This is a genomic window from Rubellimicrobium rubrum, from assembly GCF_006152115.1.
GTDB lineage: Bacteria > Pseudomonadota > Alphaproteobacteria > Rhodobacterales > Rhodobacteraceae > Rubellimicrobium > Rubellimicrobium rubrum.
Window position 1 is genome coordinate 51,870 of record NZ_VDFU01000019.1, and the last position, 21,286, is coordinate 73,155.

Genomic DNA, 21,286 nt, shown 5'->3' on the forward strand with positions numbered 1-21,286 from the left:
GGAGCGATCACGCGGCCGGAGGCAGCCGGTGAACCGGCAACGGCAACAGATGCAGCAGACGCCTGCGGATACGCTCCCAAAAAGCGCCGAGCAGCAAGAGGACGACCCCAAGGACCAGAACGGTGAAGGCGCTGCCGCTACCGCCGAAGACCGTGCCCGCCAGCGTGACACAGTACCCCACCCCCGCGATCAGGAAGGAGCGGCGGTCGATCACCACAGCGACCAGGGCGATGAAGGCCAGGAAAAGGGACAGGATCACGTTCGCCTGCGCCGTTCCCTGCGACAGAAGGGTCAGCGCCACGGTGTTCACCAAGGCAGGCGCTGCCACCACATGCAGCCAGAACCCGTTTGCTGCCCGGCGTGTGACCCGGTGTGGGTCGGACATGTCGAAGGCCATGGCGACCGCAAAGACCCCTAGGCCGAGCAGCAGGGTGATCCAAGCAAAGGGGCCGCTGCCCGACAGGAGAAACAGGTCCGCGGGAGAGCTTGGGGTACCCGCGCGTGCGGCGGCGAGCACCAGGGCCGTCGCGAACAGGCCGAGCGCGATCATGGCCATAGCGAAGGGCACACGGAAGCGGAGCCAGTACGCGCCCACCGCCAAGGTGGTCAGGGCCAGGGGAATCGTCAGGGTCCCGTAGGGGAACACGATGAAGCCGGCTTGGCTCGCGGCGGCTCCCAGCAGCAGCGTCTCTCCGGCCTGTCCGCCGATGAAGCCTAAAGCCGCGTTTCCCGCCCAGAGCACCGCAAGCGTGATGGCCGGGGCGACCATCCTCCTCCGCCGAACGAAGTATTCGGACAGGGCCCAAAGGATCGCAGCGCCGGCCAAGGCTACCTGTGCGACTAACCAAGCGGGGTTGTCCGACGGGTCGATGGTGGCCGCGGCCCAGAGCGCGACGACGCCAAGCCAGCCTAAAGTCAGAATGACGAGGCCCGTGACGATGAAGATTTCGTTGAAGCCTTTGAACAGCTCGAAAGGCTCGTCGCCGGCGGTAGCACTTTCGCGTGCGCCGCGGCGGCTATGGGACAGCGCGACGAGACGTGCCGCCTGCTCCTCGGACAGAACCCCGGCCGCCACGGCGGCGCGCAGGTCGTCCGACGTGACGGGCGCGTTCATGACGGTAGGGCTTCGACCGTGAGATTGCCGTTGGTGTACACGCAGATCTCGGCCGCGATGGCCATGGCCTTGCGGGCAACGGCCTCGGCGTCGAGGTCCGTGTCCATGAGGGCTCGTGCGGCGGCAAGGGCGTAGTTGCCGCCCGAACCGATGGCGGCCACGTCGTTCTCGGGCTCCAGCACGTCGCCCGCGCCGGTCACGACCAGAAGGGTGCTGCCGTCGGTGACGATCAGCATGGCCTCGAGCTTCTGGAGATACTTGTCGGTCCGCCAATCCTTGGCCAGTTCGACCGCCGCCCGGGCAAGCTGGCCCGGTGACGCTTCGAGCTTGGCCTCGAGCCGTTCAAGGAGGGTGAAGGCATCCGCGGTGCTCCCGGCAAAGCCTGCGACGACCTGATGACCGCCGGGCGTGAGGCGGCGCACCTTGCGCGCCGTCCCCTTGATCACGGTCTGGCCAAGCGAGACCTGACCATCCCCGGCGACCACGACCCGACCGTTCTTGCGCACCGCAAGGATCGTCGTGCCGTGCCAGCCGGGGAAATCATCGCCAGCCATCAGATGGCCGATTCGATCCAGGCCTGCAGCGCGGCCTTGGGCGCGGCGCCCGCGCGGTTGGAGACCACCTGCCCGTCCTTGAAGACGAACAGCGCCGGAATTCCGCGCACGCCCAGCTTGGCGGCAGCATCGGGATTCTCATCCACGTTGATCTTGGCGATCTTTACGCGGTCGCCATACTGGACCGCCAGTTCCTCCAAGGCCGGACCGATCATCCGGCAGGGACCGCACCATTCGGCCCAGAAATCCACCACGACGGGAACCGAGGAATTGCGGACCTCGGCGTCGAAGGTTGCATCGGTGACGGGAACGGTGGCCATGACGGCTCTCCTTCAAGGGCACCGGGGCCGTGGCTGAACCGGTGCAGGGGGTCGGAGAACGAAGGTATGGATGCCCCAGGCAGGCGTCAAGTCGCGAGCCCCGGCGGGTCAACCGCTCGCTGCAGGGCTGTCATGACGAGGGAGGATGGCAATTCCATGAGCCGGGCGTGTCGCGTCCAGAGCACCGCCGTCCGGACCTCCCGCCCGGGATAGAGCGCGGCCAGCATCGCCGCATAGGCGCCAAGCTGGCGCAGGATGCTTTCGGGCACCTGGTCCGGGCTTTCGGGTACGACGCGATTGGTCTTGAAGTCGATGGCCGTGACCGCCTCGGGTGTGACGATCAGACGGTCGATCAGGCCATGAAGCCGGCCCAGCCCTTCGACGGCGGCGCTGACCTCGGCTTCGGCCAGGGTGCCGGGGCCGAACAGCGGCGCCAGATCGGGATTAGCGATCAGGGCCTCGGCTTCGATGACGATCTCGCCCAGGTCGCCGGCCAGCGCGGCCTCCTCCGTCGCGGCCAAGAGGGCCAGCACCGTGTCCGGTGAGGTGCGCGGCAAGTGCTCGAGCGCAAGGTGCATAAGGTGGCCCCGGGCCAGCGACCGGGCGCGGACGGCTTCGGGATCCTGGTCCGCGTCTTCCCCGTCCAGGATCTTGGCCCCGCCCAGGTCCGAAGGCGCGCGGGCCAGCATGCGGGTTCCCGGAGCGGGAACCGGACCGAACACCGGTGCGGGAACAGGTGCGGACGGCTGCTTTCGGGCCCGGCGTGGTGCGATGGGCAGGTGGTCCCACCCGCCGCCATAACGACGACCGCCGGGTTCATCGAAGAACGGGTGCTCGGGGGCGTCCAGCCGGACCAGGCCCTCGCGCACCGCGCCGTGCCAGCTGTCGGCCGCTCCGCCACATTCCCCGGCCGCGCAGACCACGAGCCAGGACTCCGCCCGAGTCATCGCGACGTAAAGAAGCCGCTGCCTTTCGCGCTCCTGGGCCTCGATTAGGGCCGCCTTCCTTGCCCGCATGGCGCCGGGCATGTCGTCCTTGGCGCAGGCCCAGAGAACGTGCTTGCCACCCGGCATTGAGTAAAGCGGCGAGAGCGGCGGCGCGGTGCGCTTGGCGCAATCGGGCAGAAACACGATGGGCGCTTCGAGACCCTTGGAGCCGTGGACCGTCATCACCCGGATGCGGTCCCCCGCCGCGTCCATCTGGCGCTTCACCTCCACCTCGTCCTGCCCGCGCCATTCCAGGAAACCCGTCAGCGACGGCACGGCCTCGGCCTCGTAGGTCAGGGCCTGCGACAGGAAGGCATCGATGCCGTCCTCGGCTTCGGGGCCGAGCCGGGCGATGAGCCGCCGTCGCCCGTCATGCCGTAACAGCAGGCGGTTCACGAGGTCGTAGGGCCGCAGGAAGTCGGCCTTTTCCCGCAGGTCCTTGAGGATGGCGCGGGCCTCGGACTCTCCCCGGGCCCAGAGCGCATCCCACAGGCTCTGCCCCTCGGGCCGGGGTTGGGCGAGAGCATAGAGCTGTTTTTCCGTCCAGCCGAACAGCGGGCTTCTGAGCGCGCACGCCAGCGACAGGGAGTCGTCCGGCAGCGCCAGGAAGCGCAAGACCGCCTCGATGTCGCGTACGGCGAGTTCGGCGCGCAGCTTGAGCCGGTCGGCCCCGGCGACATCGAGATTGCGCTTCTTCAGTTCGCGGATGATGGCCGAAAACAGGGCGCTCCGGCGCTGCACGAGGATCATCACGTCGCCGGGCGTCACTGGCCGGCGCATCCAGATGCCGTCCACCTCGACGGGCAGCGTGCCGTCACGCAGGATCTCCTCGACCGCGCCGGCGATGCGTCGGGCGAGAACCAGGGAGGCGTCCTCCGGGTCCACCGAGTCGACGGGATCGGTCCAGGATCGCTCGTCCTTGGCACGTTCCACCTTGGCGACCGGCTCCCACAGGTCCACGCGGCCCGGCATCCCGGCCCGGAACGCCAGATGGTGGGGCGCCTCGTCCCCCAGACCCTCATGGTCCCGGAAGGTCGCATCCACGACGCGCAGGACCGCTTCGGAGGAGCGAAAGGAGTATTCCAGGGCAGTGGACTGGAGCGTCTGACCGATCCGGCCCAGCCGCTCGCCGAAATGCGCCTGCATTCGGTCAAAGCCTTCGGCGTCCGCCCCCTGGAACGAGAAGATGGACTGCTTGCGGTCGCCCACGACGAAGACGGTCCGGTGGCGCTGGGGATCGCGCCCTTCCCCGGACGCGAATTCGTCCGCCAACCGTTCGATCACCGCCCACTGGCCGGGCGAGGTGTCTTGCGCCTCGTCAACGAGGATGTGGTCGATCCCGCCATCAAGCCGCCAGAGCACCCATTGCGCCACCGCCGGATCGGTCAGCAGGTTGCGCGCGCGCGCGATGAGATCGTCGAAGTCCAGAAGCCCCCGGGCCAGCTTCCTGCGCTCGTAGGCCTCGACAAAGGCTGCCGCAAAGGCGTGGAGGTCGCGATTGCGCGCATGGGCCTGCAGGCAAAGGCGGAGGTCACGGGCGGCCTCTACCTCGCGCATGAGTTCTTCCAGGCGCTCGACCAGATCCGGGTCCTTGCCGCGCAGCGCCTTGGTGGGGAACGCGCCAAGCTTGGCGGTGAAGGGGCCGTTCTTCTCGGCGCTCTCGCCGTAAAGGAACCACTTCTCCAACTCGGCCAACGATTCGAGCCGAAAGGGCGCATGCTCGCAGACCCGGGCCAGCGCCCGCGCGGCCTTCTGGTCGTTGACCCCGCCGGTCCCGCACAGGGCCACCAAATCGCGGAGAAGCTGCCGGCGCTCGGCAGCCTCGATGCAGGTGAGGAGCGTCTCCTCCGTCATGCCATCGGGCAACGCAAGGAGGCCCCGCAGGTCGGACTCGGCAGGGCCGGGCCAGAAGGCGTCACGCTTGCCCGCGATCTCGGTCAGCATCCGCTCGAAGGCGTCGCCAGACAGATGCCGCGCCACGGCATCCACCAGATGCGCCTGCGGCCCGACGGCCATGTCCTCGGCCACCTCGGCGCGCAGGAGCGCCATGCCGCGATCATCGAGCTCGCGGAACTGGGGCGACACCCCAGCTTCCAAGGGGAAGCGCCGCAGGAGCGAGGCACAGAACGCGTGAATGGTCTGGATCTTGAGGCCGCCTGGCGTTTCGAGCGCCTGCGCGAAGAGCCTGCGCGCCTCGGCCAAGTTCACCGGTTCCAGCCCTTCGGTCAGGCCCAGGCCGCGCAGCTCGGCGATGAGCCTTTCGTCCTCCTTCATGGCCCAGCCGCCCAGGCGCTTGAAGAGGCGGGTCTGCATCTCGGCTGCGGCGGCCTTGGTGTAGGTAAGGCAAAGGATGTTAGCCGGGTCCACGCCCGCGAGCAGGAGCCGCGCGACCCGATCGGTCAGCACCCGCGTCTTGCCCGAGCCCGCATTGGCCGACAGCCACGTCGACGCACGCGGGTCTGCGGCCTGGCGCTGCCGCTCGGCCGCCGGGTGGTCGGCCAGGAAGGATGGACGGGGAGCGGTCATGCGGCGGAGGGCGGTGTCCTGGGTCGCGTCAAGGGGGACGCTATCAGACCATGTCCTCCGGCGTCACGGGGGTCGCATGATCCCATTCGCCGTATCTGGCAAGATGGTCATAGTCCCCTTCCCAGTCCTCTCGTTCCACCGCCATGCGGGCCGAGAAGCCGCGGGCGGGCTCCATCCAGGCCCGCAAAAGTGTCTGGAGCTCGTCCCAGACCTGATCGGGGGTGACCTCCGCAAGCGGCGCGGGCGTGACCTTGGGGTTGGAGCCCAGGCCCACGAAGAACGCCTCGGAGACCTTCATCGCGCCCAAGGCCCCGAACGCGCCCCGTTCGGCCATGGCTGTCATGAGGAGAAGCTGCTTGGCGAACTGCTTCTGCTGCTTTTCCGTCGGCACCTGCCCGGTCTTGTAGTCGAGGATCACGGCTTGCCGGTCGGGCGTGATGTCGATCCGGTCGGCCTTTGCGACCAAGGTGATGCCCAGGCCCGGAACCTCGATTTCGCCCTTGGTCTCGAATAGCTGGGGTGTGGCTTTCGTGCGACGCTCGACTTCCTTTTCCAGGAAATCGGGGGTCACACGGGCCAAATGAGCGAGCCAGAGGCGTCGCATGACCGGCCAGGCGCAGTCCTTCTCGAAGACGTCGGAAGCCATCTGCAGCAGTTGTGCGGAGGCGTCGGACCGGTCGGGAGCAATTCCGGCGCTCACGAACCTTTCAAGGGCCTTGTGCATCACCGTCCCGCGCAGCGGCGCATCCGGCGCGGCCGTCAGGGGATCAAGCGCAGGCAGGCGCAGCACCGATTCGGCATAGACCGAATAGGGATCGCGCCGAAGCCGCTCGATGGCGGTGACCGAGATGCGTCTGGGGCGATGCTCCGGTGGCGGTCGAGGCGATGGCCGAGGGGCGGCTTCCTCGCGGTGCAGCGGCCGCGAAAGGGCGGCGGAGCGGGCCAGCCAGCGGTCGCCCCGCTCCTTCATGGCTGCGACGGCCTCGGGACCGCTCTGGTGCGGGAGCCCTTCCAGGAGGTTGAGCAGGCGGTTCAGCCAGCGCGAGGGCACGGTCGGCGCCTCGTCGGTGCGGACGGCTCGCGTGATCCAGGCCTCGGGCGCCCCCAAGGCCAGCATGTAATCGAGAGCGGCCTGCCCGATGCGCCGTTCGGGAAGCGGCAGGCCCGCCGTCTCGCGCATGCGGCGGTTGAGCCAGGGGTCCGTGGACGCGGCTGGAGGCCAGACGCCTTCGTTCATGCCACCCAGGATCACGAGATCCGCAGTCTGCGCCCGCGCCTCCAGGGTGCCCCAGATCAGCGCCTGCGGATGGCCCCGGTCGCGTTCGCGCACCTCGGCGGTGTTCAGGACACCGTCGAACAGGCTCGCATAGTCGCGAGGCGACAGCCGGCCCCCCGCGTCCGCATGACGGGCGAGCTGGTCGCAGACCCGCCGTGCCTCCCGGCCAGGGGCTTCCTGCCAGAGCGGCGGCGAGCCGGTCGTCCCAGGGCCCATCGACACAAGCTCGGCCAAGGCCAGGTGATCGGCGACATGGTCCGCCAGCATCCGCTCCTCGCGCGGGCGGAAGCGGTCGAGCAGCCCCGCCAGCCAGTCGGCCCAAGGGCCGATCCCGTGATCCTGCCCGAGCCGTGCCGCCGCAAAGGCGCGGATGGTCCCGCCGTCGGGCATCGGCGGGCCCCGACGACGCAGCGACAGTTCCAAGTCGTGCGTGCGCCGGAGGTGCGGGCCGCGCTCGCTTCCTGCATGGCAAAGCGGGTGCTTCAGCAAGGACAGCAGCCCCTCGCCGGTAAGACGTGCGCCGCGCAGGTCCGCGACCTGCCTAAGGAGGCGCCCCGGAGGCGACAAGGGCAGCGGCTCGCCCGCACTGTCGTCCGGCGCCACGCCCCAGCGGTCCAGCGCAGCGGCGACCGCCCGCGTCAGGACGCGATCGGGCGTCACGAGGGCGCAGGTCTGCCCGTCCTCGATGGCCTGCCGCATCCGAAGCGCGATGGCCTCGGCCTCGGCGCGCGGCGAGGGGGCTTCGATCAGCGTGATCCGGTCGCAGGCGGGGGCCAGATCGCCCAAGAGAGGTCCTTCGGACAGCCATTGGTCTGTGACAGGCGGCGGCCGCAGCGAAAGGGAGACGAGCCGGTTCCGCAGGGCGTTCGGGGCAGGCGTCGCCGACCAGGATCGCACTTCGGCCGGAGCCAGACGCAGCCGGCGTAACAGGCCAGCGTAAAGGTACTGGGGATGATCCTCCCCGGTCAGAGGCCCGTCCAGCCGCTCCCAGATAGGCCCGGGCAACTCCGGGTCGAAGCCTGGAAGGACCACGGCCCCTTGCGGCAGGCGCGCGACGGCCTCCATGAACCGCATGGTCCCTCCGCGGGATCCAGTGGCGCCCGCGACGATCACCGGCCCGTCGGGCGGCTCGGTCAGCCAGCGCCGCTCTAGCCGCTCCATCACCCGGCGCATCCGAGCCTCGCCGTCCGGCGCCCCTTCGGCGTCGAACCAGGGCTCGAGAATCTGCAGGAAGCGCAGCGACCGGGCCCAATGCCCGGAGAGATCCGCAACGTCGAGACCCGCGATGGCCGAAGGGGCCACGCCTTCGCCCTGCATCTCCTCCATGAGGTCCGCAAGGCTGTCCGACAGGTCGAAAAGACGGGCGCGTGGGGCGAGGTCCGGCTCGCGCGCGAGCAGGGCCGCGATGAGCTGCGACAGCTCCAGCCTGCGCCGCAGCGCCGGAACAGGGGGCGGCAGGTCCGCCCCGATCGGGTCCTGCGCCACATCGTTGATCAGACGGATCCGCGGCACCATGCGCGCAGGCCCCGCATCGAACACCTCGCGGAGGCGGCGCTGCATCCGGCGGGTGGGGACATGGATCGTGACCCGCGCCCAAGCCTCGGGCGGACCGCCGTCGAGACGCTCGGCAAGACCACGCAGCATCTCGGTCGCAAAGTCGGTGCCTGGCGGGAGGGCGAACAGACGTGGGCCGGGGGACTCGAACATCTCAGTCCTCCGCGGTTACGAGTCGTTCGGCCAAGGCCAGGTTCTCTGGCCGGCCCACGTCGCACCAATGGCCGTCGTAGACGATGCCATGAAGGCCGCCCCGCGCTGCGGCCCGGTCCCAAAGGCGGTTCAGGGAAAACACGGGTTCGGAAATCTCGGCCAAGCCTTCGGTGCGCAGGATCTGCGCGCCGGTATAGACCTGACCCGCCCCGCGCGCGAGACACCCCGTGGGGTCAAGGTCGAAGTCACCCGCGCCCCGGTAGCCCAGCGCCCGGTCCGTGGGAACGAGCAGAAGCAGCGCTTCCATCTCCGGCCTCCACGCGGCAGCCAGATCGACCAGAGGATTCGGCCCGGCCCAGGCGGCGTCGCTGTTGAGCGTCCAGACAGGACCCGGCCCAAGAAGCGGCAGCGCCGCCTTGAGGCCCCCGCCGGTTTCGAGCAGGCGCTCGGTCTCATCGGCGACCAGCACGCCCTTGTCCGCGAGATAGCCGCGCATCTGGTCGGCACGGTAGTGGACGTTGACCACGATCGGCTCTGCGCCCGCATCCTTCGCATGGGTCAGCGCCTGATCGATCAACGGGCGCCCCGCCACCTCGATCAGCGGCTTCGGCCGGTCAGCGGTGAGAGCGCCCATGCGGGTTCCCAGGCCCGCGGCGAAGATCATGGCGGCGCGGGGGCTCATGCGGGGACAGGCGGCGCTGGCACGGCGGCGCGGATCAGCGGTTCCAATGGCCGGAGCGCCGGATGGGCAAGATCACCTTGCACATGGTTCCAAACGCGGGGCAGCAGGCGCAGGTAGCCGGGCTTGCCCCTTTCCCCTGCCAGACGGGCAAAGACACCGAGGATGCGCAGGTTGCGCTGAAGCCCCAGGATGGCCGCAGCTGCGGCGACGTGAGCCTCGTCACGGCCTGTGAGGTCGGCGAAGCGGCGAATCATCCTGGCCCGCAGCGCGGCGTCCGTGTCGCGGCGCGCGTCGCGCAAAAGCGAGGCCAGATCGTATTCTGGCGGGGCCAACACGGCGTCCTGGAAGTCGAGGAGGCCCATCCGGTCGGTTCCCGCACGGTCCGGACGCCAGACGAGGTTCTCGGCGTGGTAGTCGCGCAGGGCCAGCACAGGGGCGTCGGAGGCATGGCTTTCCAAGGCCTCTCGCAGGCGTCCGGTGATCTCGGCTGCGGCGCGCGGGTCCGTGCCGGGGGTGTAGTAATCCCACAGAGGAGCGATCATTCCGGCGGCTCGGATTGGGGTCAAGGCCACCAGACCCTCCGGTGGCCGCGAGGCTTGCAGGCGGACCAGAACGTCGATCGCGACATCGCAAAGGAGTTCGGATTCCGTGGGACGCTGTCCAAGCCAGGCCGCCATGTGCCAGGGCCCCAGATCCTCGAGAAGGACAAGGCCCGCATCCTGGGCCAGCACCTCGGGCGCGCAAAGGCCGATGCTCCGCAGATGTGCGCCGATCCGCAGGAAGGGGCTCAGGGAGGCCGGTTCCCCTCGGGCGTCCATCAGGATCGCCGTACGTCCGTCGGGCGAGGTCAGCCGTTCATACCGCCGCCCCGAGGCATCCCCGGCCAAGGCCGCGCGCGACCACCCCGCGGCGGGCGAGGCGGCCAGGAAGGCGGCGCACGGATCAGCCATTTGGGCGGTAGTGGACAGATCAGCCATCGAGGGTCTCCAGGCGAGGGGCCCAGCCCGAAGGCCCCGACAGGGTTGCGGATCGCGAGTTCTCGCCCGTCGGCGCAAGCTCCAGACGGAGGGCCGAAGATGGCATGTAGGGGCCCAGGCGGTCGGGCCATTCGATCAGGCAGATCGCTTCCTCCATCGCAGCCAGCAAGCCCAGTTCCGCCACCTCGTCGGGATGGGACAGGCGATATAGGTCGGCGTGCCAGATCGTGTCCCGGCCATCCTCATAAGTCTGCACGAGGGTGAAGGTGGGCGAAGGAATTTCCGCCACGGGATCCTCAAGTCGCGCGCGGATCAGCGCGCGGGCAAAGGCCGACTTCCCGGCCCCGACCGGCCCTGAGAGAAGGATCGTGTCCCCGGGAACGAGGCGCCCCGCAAGCCAAGCGGCCAGGCGAGCCGTTTCGGCTTCGGTGGAAAGAGGGAGTGGTCCGGCCAGCAGCATCGCCTGAGATTATGCAGCCCCGTTCCGGCTCACCAGCCCCAGACCGGACCGAATGATCAAGGTTCTGCCGTGCTGCATCCTAAAGGGACGAAATCAGCAGTTCCGGGCTGATGGGCATCTCCTGAGGCCCAGCAGCGTCCGCTCTGGAACCGGCCGCACCGTCCTCCCTGGCCTCGGGGGGGCAAGGCCGGAAGGTCACCAGGGTTCCCCCTCGAGGGAGCGGCAGCATGCGAAGGATCAGGCCTCCACCGCGCCGCAGCGTCAGCTCCGTCCCTTCGGTCCTGCCCGGTGCTCCGACCCCCTCGCGTAGCCTCCGCCAGAGGGGGAGCGGCAGGCTGGCCGCTTCCCAGCGGGTCAGCTCGCTGTCCAGATCGGCCTTGGCCAAGTCGTCCGCCGACAGACCCCAAAGATCCTCGTAGGTGGAGTTGGCGAGCGAGAGCACACCAGTAGCCGAGAACACCGCGATCGCCTGATCCATCGCATCCAGCACCGCCCGGGTCATGTCGAGCTCGGTCCGGAACCGGCGGGTCAAGCCGATCTCGTCGCTGATATCCTCGAACAGGAAGGCCAGGGCCCCATCGGGATGGGGCCGCCCAGTCACCCGGTAGGTCTGGCCGGCAGGCAAGGTCCATGTCTCGCAGTACTGCCCCTGTTCGGCCGCGGACTCCAGGGCGGCAACGTTCTCGCGCCAGCTGCGATAATCCCGAGGCTCGGGCAGGATCTTGGCCTCGCGCAGGCGGTCGAGCACGGTCGCCACCACCGGTCTTTCGCTCAGGAACGCGGCAGGCAGGCCCGTCAGGTCGACGAAGGCTGGGTTGAACAGCGCCAGCCGCCGCTCCCTGTCGAAGACGGCCAAACCCGTGCGCAGTTGCGCAAAGGTCTTGGCCAGCGTCTGCACGAGATGGTGCCGGGCCGACTCGGCCAGGACAAGACCGCCGACATCGGTGGCGAAGTGCAGGCTGCCTTCGCTGCGGCGGACGCTGGTCACCTCGTACCAGAGCGGATCACGTCCGTCCGGCATCGGGATCGCCAACCGGCGCTGGTCCGAGACGCCTTCGGCCAGATCTGCCGGAACCTCGAACAGCGGCGCCTTGGGCCAATTGGGCCTGATCAGTGCCGGTGCGCCGGGCTTTGCGCCATCGTGACGGAGGGTCCGGACATGATCGGCCAGCGCCAGATAGGCGGAGTTCGCCCAGGACAGTGCGCCTTGAGCATCAAGCATCCAGATGGGTTGCGGCGCGTTCTCGGCCAAACCCCTGAGCAGCGTGAGCTCGGCCTCGGCCGCGTCGACCGACAGGCGTTCGAAGCTGGCGAGGGCCTTCTCGTCCAGCCGGAGCGTCAGCTGGAGCGCGGCCGCATTGCCCCGCGCCTCGAGGGTGCCGGCGTCTGCCGAGGCAAGCCTGAGACGGCCCGCCGGGGGCAGCGAAGCCAGCCGTTGTCGCAGGTCGGTACCGAAACTGCGGGCAAGAAGGGCCAGAAGCGTCGTCAGGTCCACTTCGTTGTGGCCCTGCGTCCGCAGGAGCCGCCGGGCGGCCGGGCTGGCATCAACGAGGCTCTCGCCTTCGAACAGGAACACTGCGTCCCGCTCGACCGGTGGCTTCGCACAGGGTGGGGTGCGGCGCTCCAGAAGCAGGGCTATGGCTCCCGCTCCCATCATCGCGAACAGTCCCGCCCCGACCATGTCCAGCAAGTGCAGCACTGCCTCATCCTGGCTTTCGAACTGACTTGAGGTTGGCGAATATTGGTTAAGTGAAGCTTAACAGGCGCGACATGGGCACTTGTCGCTCCCGGATCGTGACAACAGCCGCATCAGGCAGGGCTTGGGCCGGCTACCTCGCCGCTTGCCGTTGTCACGGGCGGGGCCACAAGGCTCGATGGGACCCAAGCCACCACGACGACAGCGCCTCCGCCCGCGTCATTGGCAAAGGTCAGGCGTGCCCCGGTCCGCTCGAGAAGAGTCTTGGCGATGAAAAGACCGAGTCCCATGCCTTCGTAGCCCGGACGCGGCCCGGCTTCGTCCGGGGAACGGGCCAGGGTGCGGCCGCGCATGAACGGGTCGCCGATCCGAGCGAGGAGCGCCGGCTCGAAGCCCGGTCCGTTGTCGCGGATCCGGATGGACAGCCGCTCGGGCGTCCAGTCGAGGCGGATCTCGACCCGGCTGGCAGAAAAATCGACCGCGTTCTGGACGAGGTTGCGCAGCCCATGGACGATCTCGGGCCGACGGGGGATCTCGGGCTGCCGGCCCTCGGCGACGACGATTTCGACCTGCTTGCCGCGCCGGAGATGGGGCTCTGCCGCTTCGCGGAGGACCGCCTCGAACGGTGCCCGGTCCAGATAGGAGTCGCGCTGCCCTGCCCGGCCCATGGCGCGCAGGATGTCGCGGCATCGGTCCGCCTGGGCATGGAGGAGTTCGGCATCCTCCAGCAGCGGCTGGAAATCGGCGCGATCCCGGAGTTCCTCGATCATCTCGCCGGACACGAGCTTGATGGTGGCCAGGGGCGTGCCCAGTTCGTGCGCCGCCGCCGCGACGACCCCGTCCAGGGCGGACAGCTGTTGCGCGCGGTCCAGCGCCAACTGCGTCGCGGCCAAAGCCTCGCTCATGGCGTTGATCTCGGCGGTGACGCTTCGGGCATAAAGACCCAGGAAGCCCACCCCGATCACGAGCGCCGCCCAGAAGCCCCAAAGAAAGAGGCGAGGCAACTCCAGCGGGCCCTCCGGGGTGAGGACAGGAATGTTCCAGGTCGCTATGCCGGTGATCACGGTCAAGGTCAGGCCGCCCAGCACAAGCGTGGTGCGCGTGTGCAGAACGCTGGCCGCGATGGTGACCGGCGCGAGCAGCAGCACGGCGAAGGGGTTGTTGAGCCCGCCCGTCAGCGCGAGCAAAAGGCCGAGCTGCAGGATGTCGAAGGTGAGGAGCAGGGTGGCTTCCCGCTCGGACAGGCGCCGCGTGCGTGGGGCGGTGAAGGTCGCGACGAGGTTGACCACCATCGAGGCCCCGATGGCGAGAGAGGCCGCCCCCGTGGCGATCCCCAAGTCTAGGATCCGCACGGCGACAACCAAGGCCGCGATCTGGCCCCCGATGGCGAGCCAGCGAAGGATGGTCAGCGTACGGAGCGGCACCCAGTCGCGCCGCTGTGTCAGGCCAAGGGCATCGGGCCAGGGGCCGAGGGAGTCGGGGTCCGACAGGGTAGGCCTCCCTTGCGGCGGTTCGGCGCATTGTTACATGGGCCCACAGGACCCATCAACGTTCCGGACAGCTAGGAGGACCACGCATGCGGACCAGGATCGTCGCCATCGCGGCCAGTGCCGTCGCGGTTGCAGGGCTGGCGGGAATGGCGTTAGCTCCTCGGCTTGCCGGTCAGGCCGACGCCTTTGCCCCCTGCCGGGAGGGTCAGGTCGCGGGCGGCGATATTGGCGGGCCCTTCACCTTGGTGAACGCGGCGGGCGAGACTGTCACCGACCAGGATACATTCACCAAGCCATCGATCCTTTATTTCGGCTTCGCCTCCTGCCCGGATGTTTGCCCGCTCGATGTGGCGCGCAATGCGCAGGCCGCCGACATCCTCAAGGAGCAGGGAATCGAAGCGTCGCCCGTCTTCGTCTCGGTGGACCCGGACCGGGACACCCCCGAGGTCGTGGGACGGTATGTGGAAAACTTCGGTGAGGGCGTCATCGGCCTGACAGGCAGCCCCGAACAGGTCGATGCTGCCGCAAAGGCTTATCGGGTCTACTATGCCAAGCAGGATGGTGACCCGGAGTATTACCTCGTGGACCATTCGACCTTCAGCTATCTCGTCCTGCCCGAGGTGGGGTTCGTCGATTTCGTGGACCGGGACGAAACGCCCGAAGCGGTGGCGGATAGGCTGGCGTGCTTCGCGCGGGTTGCCGAGGCCTGACGCCGGTGCGTTGACGTGGCCGAGACATGGCCTATTGTCGGGCCATGTCCCCAGAGGCCCCCATCCCGATCGCCGATCATGCGGCCGAGAGCCTTGACCTCGGGCCCGATCCTTCCCTGCTTCTCGTCGATGACGACGAGGCATTCCTGCGCCGCCTGGGCCGGGCCATGGAGCGAAGGGGCTTCGAGGTGGAGATGGCCGGGTCGGTTGCAGCCGCCCTGGCCGCGATCTCCGTCAAGCCGCCAGCCTACGCCGTGGTGGACCTGAGGCTAGGGGATGGGAATGGCCTCGACGTCGTGGAGCGCCTGCGGGAGCGGCGCGACGATGCCCGTGTAATCGTGCTGACCGGATACGGCGCCATCGCCAGCGCCGTGGCCGCCGTGAAGATCGGCGCCATAGATTATCTGTCCAAACCTGCCGACGCGGCAGAGGTGACCCAGGCGCTGCTGGCCCAAGGGGGTGAGTTGCCAGGACCTCCCGAGAACCCGATGAGCGCGGACCGCGTCCGCTGGGAGCATATCCAGCGCGTCTACGAGATGTGCGATCGCAACGTCTCGGAAACGGCGCGCCGTTTGGGCATGCATCGTCGGACCCTTCAACGAATCCTAGCCAAGCGCAGCCCCAAGTAGCAGCGGGCCTGGTGGGCAGCGGGTGTTTCACGTGAAACTCCTTGGCTCATCTGATAAGCATCAAGCGCTTGGCGGCCCGAAGCTTCGGCGACGTGAGCGCCTACGGGACCAGGTGCTCGCCGCTCAGCCGGGACCGTGCTGCGAGAATTCAGCCTCTCGCAAGTTCCGCATGCCGTGCAAGGAAGGCCGCGCGCGACTCCATGGGCGGCCTGAGGCGCAGCACCAGGCCAGGCAGGACACCCTCGGGCGGGCGCCCGAAAAGCCGGTCGGCTTCGGTCATCGAGAAGCCCGCGATCTGTGTGGCCTCCAGCCAGGCGCTTATCTTGTCCGCACGCTTGATCGCGCCCTTGATGTCGGAGGGCAGGCTCGCAGGCAGGCCGAAGCGCAGATGCACCGCGGCAGCAAGCCGGGCGTCCAACGCGCCGTAACCTTCGCCCAGCACCGCCTTGACCGGCGAAATCATGTCCCCGATCACGTATTCCGGAGCGTCATGGAGCAGCGCGGCCAGACGCCAGCGCGGAGAAGGAGCGACCCAGATCGCCCCAAAGATTTCCTCCACCAGCAGGGAATGCTCGGCCACCGAATAGGGCCAGTCGCCCCGGGTCTGGCCATTCCAGCGCGCCACGAAGGCCAGCCCATGCGCGATATCCTCCACCTCAATATCGAGGGGGGTAGGGTCGAGAAGGTCGAGCCGCCGTCCCGAAAGCATCCGCTGCCACGCCCGCCTGACCATATCGTCCTCCGCCTGGGTGCAAGGATCTAGGCGCAGGCCCGCTCGCTCGCCAAGCAATTGCCGAAAATGGCCCACGGTGCTAAGTCCCCGCGCCACAGCCGTCGTGAGGGAAGGACCCACAGATGCCCGCCGAACACATCGTCAAGGATCTTGGCCTCGCCGCCTTCGGCCGCAAGGAACTCGACATCGCCGAGACCGAGATGCCGGGCCTCATGGCGCTGCGCGAGGAGTTCGGAGCCTCGAAGCCGCTGCAAGGCGCGCGGATCGCGGGCTCGCTCCACATGACCATCCAGACCGCCGTGTTGATCGAGACGCTGGTGGCGCTGGGGGCCGAGGTGCGCTGGGCGTCCTGCAACATCTTCTCCACCCAGGACCACGCGGCGGCGGCCATCGCCGAGCGGGGCATCCCCGTTTTCGCCATCAAGGGCGAAACGCTGGAGGAGTACTGGACCTACACCGACCGGATCTTCGCGTTCTCCGAAGGGACCGCGAACATGATTCTGGACGACGGCGGCGATGCGACGCTCTACATCCTCCTGGGCGCCCGCGTCGAGAACGGTGAGACGGACCTGATCGCCGTCCCGACCTCGGACGAGGAGGTGTGCCTGTTCAACCAGATCAGGAAGCGCCTTGCCGAAAGCCCCGGCTGGTTCACCCAGCAGCGTGACGCGATCCGTGGCGTCAGCGAGGAAACGACCACGGGCGTGAAGCGCCTTTATGATCTCCACAAGAAGGGCCTGCTCCCTTTCCCGGCGATCAACGTCAACGACTCGGTCACCAAGTCCAAGTTCGACAACAAGTACGGCTGCAAAGAGTCGCTCGTGGACGGCATTCGTCGCGCCACCGACACCATGATGGCCGGCAAGGTCGCGGTGGTCTGTGGTTACGGCGATGTGGGCAAGGGCTCGGCCGCCTCCCTGCGCGGGGCGGGCGCCCGCGTGAAGGTGACCGAAGTCGACCCGATCTGCGCGCTGCAGGCCGCGATGGACGGCTACGAGGTGACGATCCTCGAGGACGAGGTCGCGACCGCCGATATATTCATCACCACGACCGGCAACAAGGACGTCATCCGTCTCGAGCATATGCGCGAGATGAAGGATATGGCGATCGTCGGCAACATCGGCCACTTCGACAACGAGATCCAGGTGGCCGCGCTGCGCAATCACAAATGGACCAACATCAAGGAACAGGTGGACATGATCGAGATGCCTTCGGGTAATCGGATCATTCTGCTGTCCGAAGGACGGCTCCTCAATCTCGGCAACGCGACGGGGCACCCGAGCTTCGTGATGTCGGCGTCGTTCTCGAACCAGGTGCTGGCGCAGATCGAGCTTTGGACAAAGCCGGGCGACTATGCGCCGGGCGTGTACATTCTGCCCAAGTCCCTGGACGAGAAGGTGGCGAAGCTGCACCTCAAGAAGATTGGGGCCAAGCTCACCGAACTCAAGAAGGATCAGGCCGACTACATCGGGGTGGCCATCGAAGGCCCTTTCAAGCCCGAACATTATCGTTACTGAGGCGCTTTGCCTAAGCGAGACGTGGCTCTAGGCTCGGTACTTTGGAAGTCGAGGCGATATGCGGACCATTCTCACGGCTCTTGGCGTGCTGATGATCGCGCCGGGCCTTCTTTGGGCCGCTCAGGGGAGCGGCCTGTTTCCTTATCCGGCCCGGAGCTTCATGGTTGATCAAGGCTCCTGGATCGGGTGGGGCCTGCTTATGGCCGCTGCGGGAGTGGTGGTCCTTTGGGCCGCGCGGCGTAGGACCTGACGCTAGACGTCAGGAGTTCCGCGGCATTTGCCTCGAATGCCTTGGGCTCGGTCTTTGGCAACGGGGCATGATCGTGCTAGACAGATCGCGAGCCAGGACGGTTCGGACCAAAGCCTTCGTCGCGTGTGGGAGCGCGGGTGAGAGGGAGGGGTCCCGCGCCGTCCTGCGGGATCCCTCCATTCACCTTTTCGAATCCTCGACGACGTGCTGCGTCGGTGCGACCACGTTGATGGGTTCTTGTCCGTCAGACCCGTCCTGTGGGCGCGGGTTGCTGATCTCCGGCCCGCTCAGGGCTCCGTGCCGCCCATCTCGCAAATCCGGCACCACTCCTCGGGGGTGACGGGTTGGACGGACAAGCGGCTGTTCTTCACGAGGACCATCTCAGCCAGCCTGGGCTCGGCCCGGATCGCCTCCAGCGTCACCGGACGGACGAGGGGCCGCAAGGCGCGAACGTCGACGCAGTCCCAGCGAGGATCGTCCGCCGTGCTGTCGGGATGGCAGGGCGCGGTCACCTCGACGATCCCCACCACCTCGCGCCCCTTCTGGGAGTGGTAAAAGAAGCCCCGGTCGCCCGGCACCATCGCCCGCATGTTGTTGCGGGCCTGGTAATTGCGAACGCCGTGCCACTCTCCGCCCGTCGCGCCCAAGGCAACCTGTTCATTCCAGCCAAAGACGTCCGGCTCGGACTTGAAGAGCCAGTAGGCCATGCTGCGATCCCCTTCGTTCGTCCCCTGTCCGCTCTTATTCGGCCTTGAGCGGCCGGTCGAGCAGACCTCTTAGGGCCGATCCGACATCCGTCTGTCCTTTCACGAGCCCGGCAACCGCTTGGGTGACCGGCAACTCCAGCCCCAACCGGTCGCCCAGCCGCATGGCCGCCTGTGCCGTCGCTGCGCCCTCGACCGTCACCCCGGCCGCGAAGCCCTCGCGGCGTCCCAGCGACAGGCCGAAACGGTAGTTGCGCGAACACTCCGAGGTGGCGGTGAGGACAAGGTCCCCCAGCCCCGAGAGTCCCATCAACGTGGTCTCCTCGGCCCCAACCCGTAGCGCCAGCCGCCGCATCTCCGCGAACCCCCGCGTGAGGAGAGCCGCCCGTGCCGACTCTCCGAAGCCACCGCCGATGCAGGCGCCACAGGCGATCGCCACGACGTTCTTCAGGGCCCCGCCCAGTTCCGCGCCCACGAGATCGGTCGTCCGGTAAAGCCGCAGGACCGGCGTGGCGAGCAGGGCCTGAAGCCGCGACCCGGCCTCCGGGTCCGCGCAGGCCAGCGTGAGCGCCGTGGGAAGGCCGCGCGCGATGTCGGCGGCAAAGCTCGGTCCGGTGAGGACAAGAGGCAGGGCGGTCGGCAGGACGCGACGGATGGCGGCGCTCGGGCCTTCGAGGGTTTCGAGGTCGATGCCTTTGCCGCAGGCGACCAGCGGCTTGCCGGCCAACGCACCAGCATGATCGGCCAGAACGCCGCGCAGGGACTGCGCGGGAATGGCCAGCAGCAGCACATCGGCCCGGGCCAGGGACTCGGGATCGGCAGTCAGCGTCAAAACCGGCGGAAGCGTCACGCCCGGCAGGCGGGGGTTGGTCCGGCTCTGCTCCATCTCTGCCACGGCTGCGGCGTCCCGGCCCCACAGCATCACCTCGCGCGAACCGCAAAGCGCCAAGGCCAGCGCCGTGCCGAAAGCGCCAGCCCCCGCAACGACGATGCCGCTCACGCCTTGGCGCCCTTGCGGCCCGCCCCGATGAGCGGCGCAGCGGACGCGTCGAGCGGCCAGCGCGGACGGGCCATGATGGCGGAGTCCGGATCGATGCCAGCGCGTGCCCTCTCGATCCCGGCCCAGGCGATCATGGCGGCGTTGTCGGTGCAGAGCGGCAAGGGCGGAGCCACGAAATGGACGTCCATGCCCTCGCATAGCGCCAGAAGCCGCGACCGAATGGCCGTGTTCGCTGCCACGCCTCCGGCCACTGCCATGGCCGGAACCCTGGGGCCGACGTCCCTGTATAGGCCGAGCGCGCGGCGGGTCTTCTCGACCAGGATATCGGCCACGGCGAGTTGGAACGCCGCACACAGATCGCGCCGGTCGGCTTCCCGCAGCCCGCCCGCCTCCGCCATGAGTGTGTCACGGGCGCGCAGGGCCGCGGTCTTGAGGCCCGAGAACGACATGGCGCAGCCGTCGCGGTCGAGAAGGGGACGGGGAAGGCTGATGCGCCGGGACTCCCCTTTGGCGGCCTCCCGCTCGATGGACGGTCCTCCGGGCTGAGGCAGCCCAAGAAGCTTGGCCACCTTGTCGAAAGCCTCGCCGGGGGCATCGTCGATGGTGCCACCCAAGCGGCGGAAACGGTCAGGGCCTTCCACGATCAGGAACTGGCAATGCCCCCCCGACACCAGCAGGAGCAGGTAAGGAAAGGCGAGGTCGTCGGTCAACCGCGGCGTCAGCGCGTGGCCGGCCAGATGGTTCACGGCCCAGAGCGGACGCCCCGTTGCAGCCGCGAGCCCCTTGGCCAGCATCACCCCGGCCAGCACCCCGCCAATGAGTCCCGGTCCTGCAGTGACGGCGATGCCGTCGATCTCGGGCAGGCCGATGCCTGCCTCGGCCAGCGCGGCTTCGACGCAGTGGTCCAGCACCTCGGCATGCGCGCGGGCGGCGATTTCAGGGACGACGCCGCCGAAGGCCGCGTGCAACAGCCCTTGGCTTCGCACGACGGAGGACAGGACGCGCGCGCCGGCCGGCCCTTCGCGCAGCACGGCCGCCGCGCTGTCGTCGCAGCTCGACTCGATGCCCAGAAAGGTCAACGGCCTGTTCATGTGCCTCCGCTCGCAGATCGGGTGCCGGCAAGGCTGGTCTCTGCCCGGTTTCCGCGCGTAGCATCGGCATGGCTGCGGGGCAAGGACAGGGCATGAACGGCGCATGGACGGATCGCTGACGCTGCTGCTCACCCGGCCCCTCGATGCATCCCGGCGCTTTCTGGCGGAGTGCGAGGCCGCGCGAGGAGCTCCCATCCCGGCGCTGCTCTGCCCGGTCATGGATATCCATCCGATCTCCGTCACCCTGGACGGTAGGCCTGCCGCCCTTTTGCTCACCTCTGAGAAGGGGGCCGAGCGGGCCGGGGATCTGGGGCTGGGGGGCTTGCCCGCCTGGTGCGTGGGGGCGCGTACGACGGCAGCCGCCCGGGAACGGGGGTTGAACGCCATTGAGGCGGGGCCAGACGCCGAGGGCCTCCTGAAGACGATCCTGGCAGCGCAGCCACCTGGTCCCTTGCTCCATCTTCGTGGTCAGCACGCCCGGGGCGATCTGGTTCCGCGACTGAGAGCCGCAGGCATCGACGCGAGCGAGGTCGTGGTTTATCGGCAGGAGGCACTCGGCCCCTCGCCAGAGGCACGGCGCGCACTGGACGCGCCCTCTCCCTTGGTTGCTCCCCTTTTTTCGCCCCGCAGCGCCGTCCTTCTGGCAGCTTGGGCTCTGCGGGCTCCCGTTCATGCCGTGGCGATGAGCGAGGCGGTAGCCGAGGCGGCGCAAGGGCTTCGGCCGCTCTCACTGGTAGTGGCGACCCGCCCGGATGCTGCGGCCATGGTCGAGGCGACGCTGGGGCGGTTGGACCGGCTTGCGGGAGCGCGCCTTGAGGGGGGCGAAAGACCGGATTAGGTAGTGTCCGGCATTCCGGTCCGAAT

Annotated in this window: 19 protein-coding genes; 5 read left to right on the top strand and 14 right to left on the bottom strand. The window is 68.4% G+C overall.

What is annotated here, in order from left to right; all coding sequences use genetic code 11:
• Positions 1-7: 7 nt before the first annotated feature.
• From FHG66_RS14970 to regB, 10 genes are all read right to left on the bottom strand, one after another.
• Positions 8-1,114 (bottom strand): hypothetical protein, encoded by a 1,107-nt coding sequence (locus FHG66_RS14970; RefSeq protein WP_139077872.1) that lies wholly within the window; start codon positions 1,112-1,114, stop codon positions 8-10.
• The gene (gene hslV / locus FHG66_RS14975) at positions 1,111-1,668 is read right to left on the bottom strand and encodes an ATP-dependent protease subunit HslV (RefSeq protein WP_139077873.1); all 558 of its coding nucleotides are present in this window, start codon (positions 1,666-1,668) and stop codon (positions 1,111-1,113) included. The genes FHG66_RS14970 and hslV overlap by 4 nt, the downstream gene beginning before the upstream one ends.
• Entirely contained in the window at positions 1,668-1,988 is a 321-nt protein-coding gene (trxA, locus tag FHG66_RS14980; protein WP_139077874.1) for a thioredoxin, read from the bottom strand. The genes hslV and trxA overlap by 1 nt, the downstream gene beginning before the upstream one ends.
• A gap of 86 nt (positions 1,989-2,074) precedes the next feature.
• Positions 2,075-5,500: a double-strand break repair helicase AddA gene (addA, locus tag FHG66_RS14985; protein ID WP_139077875.1), complete on the bottom strand. Its 3,426-nt coding sequence runs from the start codon at positions 5,498-5,500 to the stop codon at positions 2,075-2,077.
• Between the two features lie 43 nt (positions 5,501-5,543).
• Positions 5,544-8,483: a double-strand break repair protein AddB gene (addB, locus tag FHG66_RS14990; protein ID WP_139077876.1), complete on the bottom strand. Its 2,940-nt coding sequence runs from the start codon at positions 8,481-8,483 to the stop codon at positions 5,544-5,546.
• 1 nt (position 8,484) lies between these two features.
• Entirely contained in the window at positions 8,485-9,165 is a 681-nt protein-coding gene (locus FHG66_RS14995; protein WP_139077877.1) for a nucleotidyltransferase family protein, read from the bottom strand.
• Complete coding sequence (locus FHG66_RS15000; protein WP_246082622.1) at positions 9,162-10,142, bottom strand: aminoglycoside phosphotransferase family protein; 981 nt, start codon at positions 10,140-10,142, stop codon at positions 9,162-9,164. Before FHG66_RS15000 ends, FHG66_RS14995 begins: the two co-directional genes overlap by 4 nt.
• A complete protein-coding gene (gene tsaE / locus FHG66_RS15005; protein ID WP_139077878.1) occupies positions 10,135-10,602 on the bottom strand; it encodes a tRNA (adenosine(37)-N6)-threonylcarbamoyltransferase complex ATPase subunit type 1 TsaE in 468 nt (155 codons plus the stop codon). The genes FHG66_RS15000 and tsaE overlap by 8 nt, the downstream gene beginning before the upstream one ends.
• A 79-nt stretch (positions 10,603-10,681) precedes the next feature.
• A complete protein-coding gene (locus FHG66_RS15010) occupies positions 10,682-12,301 on the bottom strand; it encodes a PAS-domain containing protein (RefSeq protein WP_139077879.1) in 1,620 nt (539 codons plus the stop codon).
• Between the two features lie 110 nt (positions 12,302-12,411).
• Positions 12,412-13,788 (bottom strand): sensor histidine kinase RegB, encoded by a 1,377-nt coding sequence (gene regB, locus FHG66_RS15015; RefSeq protein ID WP_139077880.1) that lies wholly within the window; start codon positions 13,786-13,788, stop codon positions 12,412-12,414.
• Positions 13,789-13,874: 86 nt separating this feature from the next.
• On the opposite strand from regB, the gene FHG66_RS15020 reads away from it, so the two are divergent.
• Together FHG66_RS15020 and FHG66_RS15025 are read left to right on the top strand one after the other, a co-directional pair.
• The gene (locus FHG66_RS15020; protein ID WP_139077881.1) at positions 13,875-14,498 is read left to right on the top strand and encodes an SCO family protein; all 624 of its coding nucleotides are present in this window, start codon (positions 13,875-13,877) and stop codon (positions 14,496-14,498) included.
• A 44-nt stretch (positions 14,499-14,542) separates the two neighbouring features.
• Complete coding sequence (locus FHG66_RS15025; RefSeq protein ID WP_139077899.1) at positions 14,543-15,127, top strand: ActR/PrrA/RegA family redox response regulator transcription factor; 585 nt, start codon at positions 14,543-14,545, stop codon at positions 15,125-15,127.
• Positions 15,128-15,275: 148 nt separating this feature from the next.
• Here FHG66_RS15025 and FHG66_RS15030 read toward each other — a convergent pair whose 3' ends face one another.
• A complete protein-coding gene (locus tag FHG66_RS15030) occupies positions 15,276-15,860 on the bottom strand; it encodes an HD domain-containing protein (RefSeq protein WP_139077882.1) in 585 nt (194 codons plus the stop codon).
• A gap of 122 nt (positions 15,861-15,982) precedes the next feature.
• Between FHG66_RS15030 and ahcY the strand changes: the two genes are divergently transcribed.
• The gene (gene ahcY / locus FHG66_RS15035) at positions 15,983-17,377 is read left to right on the top strand and encodes an adenosylhomocysteinase (protein ID WP_139077883.1); all 1,395 of its coding nucleotides are present in this window, start codon (positions 15,983-15,985) and stop codon (positions 17,375-17,377) included.
• Positions 17,378-17,435: 58 nt separating this feature from the next.
• Positions 17,436-17,627, top strand: coding sequence for a hypothetical protein (locus FHG66_RS15040; protein ID WP_139077884.1), 192 nt, complete (start codon positions 17,436-17,438; stop codon positions 17,625-17,627).
• 287 nt (positions 17,628-17,914) lie between these two features.
• Here FHG66_RS15040 and FHG66_RS15045 read toward each other — a convergent pair whose 3' ends face one another.
• From FHG66_RS15045 to tsaD, 3 genes are read right to left on the bottom strand one after another with little or no spacing between them, the layout of a single operon-like run.
• Positions 17,915-18,334 carry an EVE domain-containing protein gene (locus tag FHG66_RS15045; RefSeq protein WP_139077885.1) on the bottom strand — a complete coding sequence of 140 codons (420 nt, stop codon included), beginning with the start codon at positions 18,332-18,334 and terminating at the stop codon, positions 17,915-17,917.
• Positions 18,335-18,368: 34 nt separating this feature from the next.
• Positions 18,369-19,331, bottom strand: a complete 963-nt coding sequence (locus FHG66_RS15050; protein ID WP_246082624.1) for an NAD(P)H-dependent glycerol-3-phosphate dehydrogenase — start codon at positions 19,329-19,331, stop codon at positions 18,369-18,371.
• Positions 19,328-20,422 carry a tRNA (adenosine(37)-N6)-threonylcarbamoyltransferase complex transferase subunit TsaD gene (gene tsaD / locus FHG66_RS22330; protein WP_246082625.1) on the bottom strand — a complete coding sequence of 365 codons (1,095 nt, stop codon included), beginning with the start codon at positions 20,420-20,422 and terminating at the stop codon, positions 19,328-19,330. The genes FHG66_RS15050 and tsaD overlap by 4 nt, the downstream gene beginning before the upstream one ends.
• Before the next feature lie 103 nt (positions 20,423-20,525).
• Between tsaD and FHG66_RS15060 the strand changes: the two genes are divergently transcribed.
• Complete coding sequence (locus FHG66_RS15060) at positions 20,526-21,260, top strand: uroporphyrinogen-III synthase (protein WP_139077888.1); 735 nt, start codon at positions 20,526-20,528, stop codon at positions 21,258-21,260.
• Positions 21,261-21,286: the final 26 nt, after the last annotated feature.